This window comes from Ruegeria sp. TM1040 (genome assembly GCF_000014065.1).
In the GTDB taxonomy this organism is placed as follows: domain Bacteria; phylum Pseudomonadota; class Alphaproteobacteria; order Rhodobacterales; family Rhodobacteraceae; genus Epibacterium.
The window spans coordinates 502,933-515,326 of the sequence record NC_008044.1 but is presented as its reverse complement, the minus strand read 5'-3'; the positions used below and the strand labels follow the sequence as shown (position 1 = coordinate 515,326).

The 12,394-nt window shown below is 61.0% G+C and carries 10 protein-coding genes and 1 pseudogene; 5 read left to right on the top strand and 6 right to left on the bottom strand.

Translation table 11 applies throughout. From position 1 onward, the window contains the following. Positions 1–3: 3 nt before the first annotated feature. On the bottom strand, positions 4–612 hold the full coding sequence (locus tag TM1040_RS06780) for a CDP-alcohol phosphatidyltransferase family protein (protein WP_011537840.1): 609 nt from the start codon (positions 610–612) through the stop codon (positions 4–6). A gap of 117 nt (positions 613–729) precedes the next feature. Between TM1040_RS06780 and TM1040_RS06775 the strand changes: the two genes are divergently transcribed. From TM1040_RS06775 to TM1040_RS06760, 4 genes are all read left to right on the top strand, one after another. Next, the gene (locus TM1040_RS06775) at positions 730–1,677 is read left to right on the top strand and encodes an aldo/keto reductase (protein ID WP_044027012.1); all 948 of its coding nucleotides are present in this window, start codon (positions 730–732) and stop codon (positions 1,675–1,677) included. Next, positions 1,674–2,759, top strand: coding sequence for an NAD(P)/FAD-dependent oxidoreductase (locus tag TM1040_RS06770; protein WP_011537838.1), 1,086 nt, complete (start codon positions 1,674–1,676; stop codon positions 2,757–2,759). The genes TM1040_RS06775 and TM1040_RS06770 overlap by 4 nt, the downstream gene beginning before the upstream one ends. Next, on the top strand, positions 2,759–3,412 hold the full coding sequence (locus tag TM1040_RS06765) for a DUF938 domain-containing protein (RefSeq protein ID WP_011537837.1): 654 nt from the start codon (positions 2,759–2,761) through the stop codon (positions 3,410–3,412). The genes TM1040_RS06770 and TM1040_RS06765 overlap by 1 nt, the downstream gene beginning before the upstream one ends. 105 nt (positions 3,413–3,517) lie before the next feature. Continuing rightward, positions 3,518–3,985, top strand: coding sequence for an EF-hand domain-containing protein (locus TM1040_RS06760; protein ID WP_011537836.1), 468 nt, complete (start codon positions 3,518–3,520; stop codon positions 3,983–3,985). Between the two features lie 2 nt (positions 3,986–3,987). On the opposite strand, the gene TM1040_RS06755 is transcribed toward TM1040_RS06760, so the two are convergent. After that, positions 3,988–4,929: a GGDEF domain-containing protein gene (locus TM1040_RS06755; RefSeq protein ID WP_254658856.1), complete on the bottom strand. Its 942-nt coding sequence runs from the start codon at positions 4,927–4,929 to the stop codon at positions 3,988–3,990. A gap of 187 nt (positions 4,930–5,116) precedes the next feature. Then, entirely contained in the window at positions 5,117–7,624 is a 2,508-nt protein-coding gene (locus TM1040_RS06750; RefSeq protein WP_011537834.1) for a GcvT family protein, read from the bottom strand. A gap of 282 nt (positions 7,625–7,906) precedes the next feature. Between TM1040_RS06750 and TM1040_RS06745 the strand changes: the two genes are divergently transcribed. Continuing rightward, a complete protein-coding gene (locus TM1040_RS06745) occupies positions 7,907–8,338 on the top strand; it encodes a GFA family protein (RefSeq protein WP_011537833.1) in 432 nt (143 codons plus the stop codon). Positions 8,339–8,349: 11 nt separating this feature from the next. Here TM1040_RS06745 and TM1040_RS06740 read toward each other — a convergent pair whose 3' ends face one another. The 3 genes and pseudogenes from TM1040_RS06740 to ggt form a co-directional block, all read right to left on the bottom strand. Continuing rightward, entirely contained in the window at positions 8,350–8,793 is a 444-nt protein-coding gene (locus TM1040_RS06740; RefSeq protein WP_011537832.1) for a hypothetical protein, read from the bottom strand. A gap of 100 nt (positions 8,794–8,893) precedes the next feature. Beyond that, positions 8,894–10,300, bottom strand: a complete 1,407-nt coding sequence (locus tag TM1040_RS06735; RefSeq protein ID WP_011537831.1) for an FAD-binding oxidoreductase — start codon at positions 10,298–10,300, stop codon at positions 8,894–8,896. Positions 10,301–10,556: 256 nt separating this feature from the next. Next, positions 10,557–12,355: pseudogene (gene ggt / locus TM1040_RS06730) on the bottom strand (gamma-glutamyltransferase). Between the last annotated feature and the right edge of the window lie 39 nt (positions 12,356–12,394).

The following is a 12,394-nucleotide window of genomic DNA, read 5'->3' as shown; positions in this document are numbered from 1 at the left end:
TGTTCAGGCCGAGAACACCTTTGCGGCCAATACGACCCGCGATGCAGCCGTCGCAAAACACAGGGTTCCAAACACATAGGCCAGTGGCGCAAACCCGTCGGGCCAGAGACACAGAACCACAAAAAAGCCGATGGTTTCTGCACCCTCAAGGAGCCCCCCGGTGAAGTAGAGCGTTTTCACCCCGCGCGCAGAAGTCTTCATTTCGCGTTTTTCTGCCAGCACCGCATAGCCCAGGAAACTCGCTCCATTGGCGTAAAAGCTGCACAACAGGAACGCCCCGGCCAATCCGTTTGCTTCGGGGGCAAGCGCCACAAATCCAAGCGGTACAGCGCCGTAGAATACAAAATCACAGACAATATCGAGGTAGCCACCAAAATCACTTGGGGCGTGCTGACGGGCCACGGCTCCATCCAGCCCATCCGCCATCCGCGACGCCAACAGGAATGCCAGCGCCCAACAGGTCAGGCCAATTGCGATCAGCCCGGCTGACGCAAGCCCAAGACCAAGCCCGGCAAGGGTGACCTGATTGGCCGTGACGCCGCGCGCGGCAAGCCGGGCGCCCTGCGCATTCAGAAACGGGTCGATGAGGGGGCGGATCTTGGCATCAAACATGATCCAGATCTAACCGCTAGACGGTGAAACATCCACTCACGTTGCCGCTGCCGCGTCGTGATGATCAGGCCAAACTCTGCGTTGCGCGCGCCCGGTCTGCGTGTCAGTCTCCGGCGCATGACTGCTCAGACTTGCCCCCCGCTCACCACCCTTGATGGCCATGACGTTGGCCGGTTCGCCTTTGGCTGCATGCAATTTGGCGGACGCGCCGATGCGCAGGCCTCTGCCGAAATGTATGAGGCCTGCCGCGCAGCAGGTCTGCGCCATTTTGATACCGCGTGGCTCTATACCGAGGGCGCCAGCGAAGAGATCCTCGGTCAGTTGATCGCCAAGGACCGCGAGAGCCTCTATGTCGCGACCAAGGTTGGCTTCACCGGCGGCGCCAGCGCGGCGAATATGCGAGCGCAGTTCGATCAGTGCCGACAGCGCCTGAAGCTCGATCAGGTGGATCTTCTGTATTTGCACCGGTTTGACCCTGAAACCCCGCTCGAGGACACGCTGACCTGTTTTGCCGAACTTAAACAGGAAGGGCACATCCGCCATGTTGGCCTGTCAAACTTCGCCGCCTGGCAGGTCATGAAAGCCGTTGCTCTCGCGGCGCGACTGGGCCTCCGGATTGACGTGCTACAGCCGATGTACTCGCTGGTGAAACGACAGGCCGAGGTGGAAATCCTGCCGATGTGTGCCGACCAGGGGATTTTGCCCGTACCCTATTCGCCGCTGGGCGGCGGGCTCTTGACCGGGAAATATGCGCAAGGCGGCACAGGTCGGTTGAGCGAGGATGAAAACTATCGTGCCCGCTATGGCCAGGATTGGATGCACCGGACAGCCTCCGATCTTCTGCACTTGGCCGAGGATCTTGGCACCGATCCCGCGACGCTGGCAGTCGCATGGGCCGCAGGCCACCCCGCGCGCCCGGCTCCGATCCTCTCGGCACGTTCCGCAACCCAGCTTGCGCCCTCGCTCAAGGCCACGGAATTTGACATGTCTCCAGAACTTTATGCGCGTATCGAAGCCCTGAGCCCCCGCCCGGCCCCCGCCACGGACCGGCTCGAAGAAGCATGATAGACACTCTGATCATCGGCGGCGGAGTGGCCGGGCTTGGTGCAGCGGCACATTTGTCGCCATCGCATCAGGTGGTGGTGCTGGAACGCGAGGAGGTGCTTGGCTACCACGCCTCCGGGCGCTCTGCCGCGATGTTTGAGCAGGACTATGGCCCTCCTGCCATCAAGGCACTGTCGCGGGCCAGCCGCACCTTTTTCGAGGCCCCCGGCGAGGGGCGCGAGACATATCTCAGCCCGCGCGGACTGATGCTCGTTGGGCGCGCGGATCAACGCGCAGCGTTTGATGCAGATCTTGCGGAACTCGATCTTCAGGAGATTCCCATCAACGATGCGCTGGCACGGGTGCCGATCCTGAACCGGGAGGTCGTCGCCTTTGCTGCGCTTCATGACACGGCAACCGACATCGACACCGACCGGTTGATGGGAGACTGGACCAAAGACCTGCGCCGGCAGGGTGGCCAAACGGTCTTGCGACAGGAGGTGATGACGATCTCGCGCACCGACAAGGGCTGGCGCGTTGAAACCCGCGACACCCAATATGAGGCCCGCCAGATCGTCAACGCTGCCGGGGCTTGGGCAGACATCATCGCAGAAACCGCCGGGGTCACTCCGATCGGGCTCCAGCCCAAACGCCGCTCCATCGCGCAACTGCCTGCCCCAGAGGGTCGAGACGTCGCCAACTGGCCTATGCTCATGGGCGTGGGAGAGGCCTGGTACGCCAAACCCCAAGCGGGCAAGCTTCTGGTTTCGCCTGCGGATGCTGATCCCCTGCCTCCACAGGACGCCTGGGCGGATGACATGGTACTGGCGGAGGGGCTTGCGCGCTACGAGGAGATGGTGACCACGCCCGTTACACGGCTCGAAACCAGCTGGGCCGGATTGCGCAGTTTCGCTCCCGACGGTGTGCCGGTTATTGGCGAGGATCCGGATCATCCCGGATTCTGGTGGTACGCGGGCCAAGGTGGCTACGGGTTTCAAAGCGCCCCTGCCTCGGCCCGGCTACTGCGCGACCTGATGACAGGGCAGCGCCCAGAGATCGCTCCTCACATCATTGACGCTCTTGATCCTGCGAGGTTGCGCTGATGCCCTTTCGTTCCGTCCCGGGCCAGGCTTCGGTCGCCGAGCAAAGTGAGGGTGGCAAGCTCTTTGCCCCTTCTGCGGCGCGTAATCTGGAGCCCCTGCTTCAAATCGTATCCCAGCATGCGCCCCAGCGGGGCCGGGCGCTTGAAATCGCCAGTGGCACCGGCCAGCACGTGATTGGCTATGCCCGCGCCTTGCCAGACATTGCGTGGCATCCCAGCGACATAGACCCGAGCAGACGCGCCAGCATTGATGCCTATGCCAGTGAGGCCGGTCTCACGAACATCGCACCCGCCGCGGCGCTGGATGCCACCACAGAGGGATGGGGCGCGCTGATCGGACCCTTTGATCTGATTGTGCTCTCGAACCTCTTACACCTGATCAGCAACACCGAAGCCCAAACCTTGCTGTCAGAAGCGGCCACCGCGCTGACACGCTCTGGACGTTTGCTGATTTATGGCCCCTTCTCGCGCGAGGGCCTTTTGGTGAGCGCAGGTGACAAAGCGTTTCACACAGCCCTCACAGAGCATGACCCGGACATCGGCTACAAGAACGTCGAAACCGTCTCGATCTGGGCCGCCGAAGCCGGATTGCAGATGGCACCGCCAAACCACATGCCCGCAAACAACCTCTGTCTGGTCTTGACCACTACATGAGCCGATTGAAAAAATGACGCTTTTGTAACAGGAGCCCCTCAAAAACCGGGACCTGCGCGCTTAACTCAGAGACAAGCAACACAAGCAACAACTGCAAGGTGTCTCATGGCCCAGCCCCTCCCTTCCTTTGTCGCGTCTGCACCATCAGGGCCACGCGTTTTGACGCTGGCCATACTCTGTCTGGTTGCCACCCTCGGCGCGCAGACGGCAGGAGCAGATCCGGATTTTCTGGCGAGCCTCGATTTTGATGGCGATGGCGCGGTGACGGTGAGCGAAGTCGCCCTGGTGCGCAATCAGAAGTTCGAGCAGATCGACCGGGACGGCGATGGGTTTATCGATGCGGACGAGTTTGATCGCTCGCTTCAAGAGACCAGAACCCGCTTCCGCCAGATGGGTCAGGGCTATGAGGAGCACAGGGCCAGCCCCGGCCGGATTGACGCCTTCACTTTTGCCGACTCGGATGCGGATGGCCTGATCTCGAGGCGGGAGTTTCACCGCCATTCCGACCGCTTCGCTCAGAGCCTTGATCGGGACGGCGATGGCATCGTTTCGGATAGGGATATGGCACGCTAGGCTTAGAGTGCTGTGGACAACACGCTGCGCCCCAGATCCCCGCTTTTGGACACCATGGATGATGCCAGATCGAGCGCTGCATCAAAGTCCTGAGGCGTGGTGACCTCTGCGACGCCGCTTCTGGCCCTGATCCCTTTTGGCAAATGGGGCTGCACGGTCTTGCAGACAGTTTGACCAAGCTCGAAACATTCAAATGCCCTCCAGCCCGCAAGGCCGATCAGGAATTCGCTGCTACCTAGCCGGTAGAGCCGCTCTCGGGTGCTCAGAAGGGGAATGATCGCGGCCGCAACAGAGGCCATGATGTCATCCGCCCGCGCGCCTTCGCCCCGCACCCGCAGATCCATCAATCCATCGAGGCGCACCACGACCAGACCGACAGGCGCATGGGATGCGATCATTGACTTGTCCTGTTCCATGCGCGCGCGGGAAAAGGCCCGTGTCACCGGATCGCGCCCATCATCGCCATCCAGCCTCGAACGCAGCGACACGATCTCCCCCTCGGCGAGCCAGAGATAGGCCGAGGTGATGAGCCCCGCCGCCAGCAGACGCGCCGCGTTGCCCGGATCGCCCTGCAGGAGCACCACCAGTGGCACAACCGCGATCAGCACCAGCCGCGCGGGTTGGTATTGCGAGGGGGGCGCCGCAAACCTCAACCCAACCAGGGTCGGGAACATCCAGGTTGCGCCGGACAGGCCGACATAGCAGGTGGTCAGGATCACGGTGGCGGTCAATACGGTGACAAGCATCCACAATGGAATGAAGGCCTCGCGCTCAAGGTGCAGCGCGATGATGTTCACCAGAATGATCCCCGCCAACACAACAAGGATGGCACTCAGCGCCCAATGTGACAGCAGCACGCTTTTGACCGCAAGCCCCAGCAGCAACGCAACACAAAAGCCACGGGTAATCGAGTCGAGATAGCGCGCGGGTATATCCGCAACCACAGCTAGGAACTTACTCAGGATCACTGTCTTTTTTAACCTCCGACGCCCTGTTCAGAGGCGCCGCAACACGGTCGTCATTATCCCGCAAATTGGTCGCAGGACCAAGGGAAAAGCGCCCCGGCAAAACCGGAGCGCTTGTGCGACCTTAAAGCCCAGCGCCACAGGGCGCGGACGAAGATGGTAGGGATCAACCGTCCTTTCGGATGGTTTCGTTCTTGGGATCATAGGGGCTGTCGCAAGTGACAACCGCATCCCAGAGCTTATCCTGGATCTTCACTTTCAGTTTGGTGCCTTCGACAGCCATCTCGGGTTTGACGTAGCCCATGCCGATGGATTTCTCGAAGGCGACCGAGTAGCCACCCGAGGTCAGGCGGCCCACACGGGTGCCATCCTCGGCATAGAGCGCCTCGCGACCCCAGGGATCGGCGTCTTCTGGCCCATCGATCAGCAGGGTACAGCACTTCACGCGGACGCCGGTTTCGACCAGCTTGTCCTTGCCGTGGAAGTCCTTCTCCAGGTCGACAAAGCGCGGCAGGTCGGCTTCGAGTGGGGTCGCGTCACGGCCCAGTTCGTTGCCAAAGGCGCGGTAGGATTTCTCCTGACGCAGCCAGTTCTGAGCGCGTGCGCCCACGAGCTTCATACCGTGTTTCTCGCCCGCTTTTTCCAGGAGGTCGAAGAGGTAGTTCTGCATCTCGATCGGGTGGTGGAGTTCCCAGCCCAGTTCACCAGTATAGGCCACGCGGATCGCGTTCACCGGGCACATGCCCAGTTCGATCTGCTTGGCCGACAGCCACGGGAAGCGCTTGTTGGAGAGCGCAGTCGCCGGATCGGCATCCACGATGACCTCTTTCAGCACATCGCGGGACTTGGGCCCTGCGATGGCAAAGACGCCCCACTGGGTTGTCACATCCTGGATCTCGATGTAGCCGAATTCCTCCATCTTGTCCTCGGCCGCCTTGCGCAGGAAGTCGGCGTCATATTCGGACCACGCACCGGCGGAGACCAGATAGTAGTTGTTCTCGCCGTTGCGCACGATGGTGTATTCGGTGCGGGTGGTACCGAATGCGGTCAGCGCATAGGTCAGGTTGATGCGGCCAACCTTCGGGAGCTTGTTGCAGGTGAACCAGTCGAGGAACTGGGTGGCACCGGGGCCTTTGACGACATGTTTCGTAAAGGCGGTCGCGTCAATGAGGCCAACGCCCTCGCGGATTGCCTTCGCTTCGTCCACGGCATGCTGCCACCAGCCACCACGACGGAAGGAGCGTGCTTCTTCGTCAAAATTGTCCGGTGCATCCACCGGGCCGAAGTAGTTCGGACGTTCCCATCCATTGACCCAGCCAAACTGTGCACCGCGCGCTTTCTGGCGGTCGAATGCAGGCGCGGTGCGCAGCGGGCGCGCAGCGGGGCGTTCTTCGTCCGGGTGGTGCAGAATGTAGACGTGCTCGTAGCACTCTTCGTTCTTGCGGGCCGCGAACTCTGTGGTCATCCAGTTGGAGGAGTAGCGTTTGGGATCAAGCGACGCCATGTCGATCTCGGCTTCGCCATCGACCATCATCTGCGCGAGGTAATAGCCGGTGCCGCCTGCAGCGGTGATCCCGAAGGAGAAGCCTTCGGCCAGCCACATGTTGCGCAGACCCGGCGCCGGGCCGACCAGCGGGTTGCCATCAGGCGTGTAGCAGATCGGGCCGTTGAAATCGTCCTTGAGACCACTGTCAGCACAGGAGGGCACACGCTCCGCCATCGCCATGTATTGTTCCGCAATCCGGTCCAGATCAAGCGGGAACAGATCTGCACGGAAGCTGTCCGGTACGCCATGCTCAAACCGCGCCGGGGCGCCGTGCTCGTAGATGCCAAGGATCCAGCCACCGCGCTCTTCGCGGGCATAGGATTCATTGTCGGCGTCGCGGATAACCGGGTGCTCGGGGTTGCCCGCTTCGCGCCATTTGACCAGTTCGGGATCTTTGTCCATCACGATGAACGTGTGCTCGACCGGGATTGCGGGCATCTTGATGCCAAGCATCTTGGCCGTGCGCTGCGCGTGGTTGCCGGAGGCTGTGACAACGTGCTCGGCAGTGATCACCACCTGCTCGTCTGTCTCCACGAGATTGCCGCCCTTTTCCGCCATCACGGTGCAGGTCACTTCCCAATGGGTACCGTTCCAGTGGAAGGCGTCGGCCTGCATCTTGCGGACGATCTCAACACCACGCTGACGTGCGCCCTTGGCCATCGCCTGGGTCACATCTGCGGGGTTAATATAGCCATCCTCGGTGTGGTAGATCGCGCCTTTGAGGTCGCCGGTCTCAATGAGCGGCCAGCGTTCCTTGATCTGCTCCGGAGTGAGCCACTCATAGGCCACATCGCAGGTCTCGGCGGTCGAGGCATAGAGCATATACTCGTCCATACGCTCCTGCGTCTGCGCCATACGCAGGTTGCCGACAACGGCAAAGCCCGCATTGAGGCCGGTCTCTTCCTCAAGCGTCTTGTAGAAATCCACCGAGTATTTGTGGATGTGGGTGGTCGCATAGGACATGTTGAACAGTGGCAAAAGGCCAGCGGCGTGCCACGTGGAGCCGGACGTCAGCTCGTCGCGCTCAATCAGCATGACATCGTCCCAACCAGCCTTGGCCAGATGATATGCGATCGAAGTACCGACGGCGCCACCGCCTACGACCAGTGCTTTGACTTGGGTTTTCATGAGCCCGCTCTCCGAGTTCTCTGATTCACAATTGAATCGGTTATGACGCACAGAGCGCCCAAGGCGGCAAATCAGTCCGACGCAAAAAATGACAAAACCGACTTCACGTCAGAGTTTCAGCCAAAAACCGCGCACTCATCGCCAAATGAGGGGGGTGTCAGAGAGTATGGCTTGGCTTTTCCCGGAAACCTGTTTCCGCTCATCGCGTCAGTATTGGAGGTCCAGTCCCGAGCGTAGTCGGAGGCCATACACGCATTGCGCCCGGTAAAGAGAGGCATTTTTATGAGTGATCAGATTTCAGAAAAATCCGGCAAATGTGCCTGTGGTGCAGTCCAATTTAAGGTGCTTGCACCCGACACCTATGGCGCGTGTCACTGCCAGATGTGTCGCCGCTGGACAGGAGGCGTATGGATGGGTGTCGTCTGCACAAAGGTACTTTCGATCGAAGGCCCAGTACGGTCCTGGGAGTCCTCTCGCATCGGCAGTAGAGGCAGTTGCCGCTACTGCGGCTCTAGCCTGTGGCACAAACCAAGGCACTCGGAGCATTACACTTTCGGACAGGGGCTTTTCGATGATCAGACCGGTTGGTACCTCCGCAGGGAGATCTTCAGCGATGAAAAACCGGATCACTACGCCTTGGCCGACAAGGGACAGACCGCGCTGACCGGCTGGGGAACCCTCTGGGCTGTGATCCTCGGAAGATTGCCGAAATAGCCTTGCGCGTGTCAGCAGTCCAGCACATTGCCGCGCCGCACACAGGGGCGCTGCTCTTGGGTGTCCCGCACCGGCATCGTCTGTGGTTGCTGCGGTATCGGGACCTGGGTCGCAGAGGGCGGCGGCAAAAGCACGACCTGCTCCATCTCGAGGTCCTGCCCCATCACATGCGCCTTTGCCACCGCAAGTCCGCGCAGCGCGCGAAACGCGACATCCAAGGGCGATGTGACCTCGCCCTCTGGCGCGCCAACACGCCCATCCGACGCCACGCGCAACGGCTCCCCGCCGAGGCGTCGCTGCAATGTCAATCGATAGGAATCGACGTCATAGGTCGCGATTGTCCGCCCGACAGCCTTGGCCTGCATATCGTAATCGACGCCCACCATGATGAGACCGCAGATCAAAATGAACATATAGAACCGAAACAGGCTCAAAAGTCGTCTAATGAAAAACATCTTACCCCACCTTCTCACAAAGCCCTGCTAGCAAGAAGATGGGGCAGAAATTGGGCCATAGAAAGGAGCAGCTGATGCCGCGCCTTTGACCGGCCAGAGGTTAGCCGTCAATCAGGATCTTGCCCGGGTTGAGGATATTATCCGGGTCCAGCGCTGCCTTGACCGCCGCCATAAAGCGGGTGGTCTCCCCCAATTCACGAACCAGATAGGGGCGTTTGCCCTGACCGATGCCGTGTTCCCCGGTGCAGGTGCCTTCCATGGAAATCGCCAGATCGTTGAGCCAGCTGACATAGGTATCCGCCTTTTCTCGCTCTTCTGCGCTCTCCATATCGATCAGCAAAAGCGCATGGAAATTGCCATCTCCCACATGTCCCACGATGGGCGCAATCAGCCCCATTTCTTCGGCCTTGGAGCGGGCCGCAGAGACGCAATCGGCGAGTTTGGAAATCGGCACGCAGACATCGGTCGAGATCCCCTTGGCACCGGGGCGCAGCCCAAGGCTGGCCCAATACATGTCGTGACGCGCCTGCCAGAGCTTGTTGCGTTCTTCCGGCGTCGATGTCGCGGCAATGTCAAACCCGCCGAACTCTTCTGCAATTTGCGCAAAGGTATCCGACTGCTCGACGACGCCGGCGTCCGAGCCATGAAATTCAAGGAGCAACAGCGGCACCTCAGGCAAATCCAGCCCGGAATGCTGATTGGCGGCGCGCACACTCATTTCATCCAAAAGCTCGATGCGGGCGACGGGGATGCCGTATTGAATGGTCATCATCACAGCCTGACAGGCCTCATCCACCGAACGGAACGAACAGCGCGCCGAGCGGATTGCCTCGGGAATGCCCTGCAGCTTCAGGGTGATCTCGGTGATCAGCCCCAAAGTCCCCTCAGAACCAACCAGAAGACGGGTCATGTCATACCCCGCCGAGGACTTCTTGGCCCGAGACGCGGTCCGGATGATGCTGCCGTCTGCCATCACCGCTTCAAGGCTCAGAACATTGTCCTTCATGGTGCCATAGCGCACAGCATTGGTGCCAGAAGCCCGCGTTGCCACCATGCCACCCAGTGATGCGTTTGCGCCGGGATCAATGGGGAAGAAAAGCCCCTGATCGCGCAGATACGTGTTGAGCTGCTCGCGGGTCACTCCGGGCTGCACCACCACGTCGAGATCCTCCGCGTGGACCGCAACGATCTGATCCATCCGCATCATATCCACGCAGATGCCACCAGCGGGGGCGTTGACATGCCCCTCCAACGAGGTGCCCGTTCCGAAGGGGATAATCGGCACACCAAACTCGGCGCATATTTTGACAATACCAGAGACCTCTTCGGAGGATGTTGGAAAGACCACTGCATCCGGCGCCTGGTTGTCGATCCAGGTGGTCGTGTGCCCATGCTGCTCACGAAGGGCCTGCCCGGTCTGCAGACGATCGCCAAACGCCTCAGACAGCGCGGCGATTGCAGCTTTGATACCGCCTTCGTTACGGGGCAATGTGATGGCCTGAACCATGATGGTGTCCTCTCTCGTATTCCCAGCGCCAACAAGATCTCGCAAAGCATTTGCCTTGTTAACAAAATATACCGCGCACTCTAGGCCGTCGCGCTCAGAGCGGCAAGGGGCTGTGGCTCAACGGCCAGACTTGCGAGGCTCTGCCTCGCGCTCCGGGATATTTGCGGTTAGAAGAAGGATCTGCAGCGTCATTCTTCTAACACAAAATATCCTGGGGTGAACTGACCGTCAGGTCAGGAGGGGCAAAGCCCCTGCCCTACTCGTCACCAAGCGCAATGCCTTCACGGCGGGGATCCGCGCCTCCCTTCAGGCCATTATCGATTTCGATCGCATGTAGGCCCGAGGTCAGGTCACGCACATTTACCTGGTACCCCATGTCCGTGAGCGCGGCTTCGAGCGCCTCGGCTCCGGTGCCTGCCTCAAGATCGTAAGTGCCGAACCGGTTTACAGCGTGAGGCAGCGAGATTGCGTCTTGAATGTCGAGCCCCCAGTCGGCCCAGCCGATGATCGCCGTTGCCACGTAACCGATGATACGGCTCCCCCCCGGAGAGCCAATCGCAAGAACGGGTTTGCCATCCTGCATCACAATGGTCGGCGCCATCGAGGAGCGCGGGCGTTTTCCGGGCTCGAGACGGTTTGCAATCGGCACCCCGTCGCGGTGGCTGCGGAATGAGAAATCCGTCAGTTCGTTATTGAGCAAGAACCCGTTTGTCATCAAACGCGATCCAAAGCCGTTTTCGATCGTGGTCGTCATCGACAGCACATTGCCGTATTGATCGACAATCGAGATATGCGAGGTCGAGGGAAACTCGATGCTCTCATCATCGGCCCAGATCAGCGCATGATCGAACTCAGGCGCGCCAGGGGCGACAGTCTCCAAGGCCGCATCGCCTTCGAGCAACGCCGCGCGTTTGGAGAGGTACTCCGGGTCCAGCAGACCTTTGGTGGGCACCGGGACATAATCGCTGTCAGCCATGTAACGGCCGCGGTCTGCAAATGCGAGGCGCGAGGCGTCCCCGATCAGACGCCAGCTCTCGGGGCTGTCTGGGCCCAGCGCTGCCAGGTCATAAGGCTCTAGCATGCCCAGGATTTGCCCGACAGTAAGCGCGCCAGACGAAGGCGGCCCCATGCCACAGGCCTCAAAGGCGCGGTAGCTGGCACAGACTGCCGGACGCTCTTTGACCTGATAGAGCGCCAGATCCAGCTCTGAGAGGACGCCGGGGTTCCCGGTCGCGCCCTGTACGGCGCGCACGATATCGGCAGCCACCGGGCCTGAATAGAAGGCCCGCGTCCCCTCCATCGCGATGCGACGCAGCACATTGGCGTAGGGCTGGTTGGTGATCACCTCACCCGCCGCAAGCGGGATGCCTTCGGGCAGAAAATAGGCTGCGGTCTCCGGGAACCGACCCAGCCGTTCGGCATCATTGGCAATCGAGTCCGCCATCCGTGGGGAAACGGCAAAACCCAGTTCAGCCAGACGGATCGCATCGGTAAAGAGCCCGCCCCAGTTGGCGCGGCCCCATTTGCGATGGGCCGCCTCCAGCAAGGCCGGTGTGCCGGGCGTGCCCACCGAACGGCCTCCGACGACAGCATCGAAAAACTTGAGCGGTTCGCCGTTTTCATCCTGAAACAGCGTCGGCGTGGCCGCGAGCGGCGCGGTTTCGCGCCCGTCAAGCGTCGTGATGGCACCCGTGGAGGCATTGTAGTAGACCAGAAAGCCCCACCACCGAGGCCAGAGGATTGCGGCTCCACCAGCCCAAGCACGGCCTGCACCGCAACCATGGCGTCTGCGGCACTTCCGCCCTCACGGAGCACCCGCGCGCCCGCCTCGACCGCCAGCGGGTTTGCGGCAGCGACCATCCAGTTCTCCGCCTCGACAGGCGTGCCCGCATCCCGCGCAGCCATCGCAGCAGCGGCGGCTTCGGAGAGCGAGAGCCCCGCCGCACCAGCGCCCGTCGTCGCTGTTTCAGGGGCAACCGCATCTGCGGCCTGTTGTGCCGACAAAGGATGCGCCAGCGCCGCACAGAGCGCCGCGCCTAAAAATAATGGTCTCATATCTTTCCTCCCAAATCGCGCTGCCCGCGTTGCACCGGA

What these genes read in the sequence shown, in the direction of transcription:
- TM1040_RS06735 (WP_011537831.1), bottom strand. Translation starts at nt 10,300, where the DNA reads ATGGTTCAGGCCATCACATTGCCCCGTAACGAAGGCGGTATCAAAGCT.
- TM1040_RS06750 (WP_011537834.1), bottom strand. Translation starts at nt 7,624, where the DNA reads ATGAAAACCCAAGTCAAAGCACTGGTCGTAGGCGGTGGCGCCGTCGGT.
- TM1040_RS06765 (WP_011537837.1), top strand. Translation starts at nt 2,759, where the DNA reads ATGCCCTTTCGTTCCGTCCCGGGCCAGGCTTCGGTCGCCGAGCAAAGT.
- TM1040_RS06745 (WP_011537833.1), top strand. Translation starts at nt 7,907, where the DNA reads ATGAGTGATCAGATTTCAGAAAAATCCGGCAAATGTGCCTGTGGTGCA.
- TM1040_RS06740 (WP_011537832.1), bottom strand. Translation starts at nt 8,793, where the DNA reads ATGTTTTTCATTAGACGACTTTTGAGCCTGTTTCGGTTCTATATGTTC.
- TM1040_RS06770 (WP_011537838.1), top strand. Translation starts at nt 1,674, where the DNA reads ATGATAGACACTCTGATCATCGGCGGCGGAGTGGCCGGGCTTGGTGCA.
- TM1040_RS06760 (WP_011537836.1), top strand. Translation starts at nt 3,518, where the DNA reads ATGGCCCAGCCCCTCCCTTCCTTTGTCGCGTCTGCACCATCAGGGCCA.
- TM1040_RS06775 (WP_044027012.1), top strand. Translation starts at nt 730, where the DNA reads ATGACTGCTCAGACTTGCCCCCCGCTCACCACCCTTGATGGCCATGAC.
- TM1040_RS06780 (WP_011537840.1), bottom strand. Translation starts at nt 612, where the DNA reads ATGTTTGATGCCAAGATCCGCCCCCTCATCGACCCGTTTCTGAATGCG.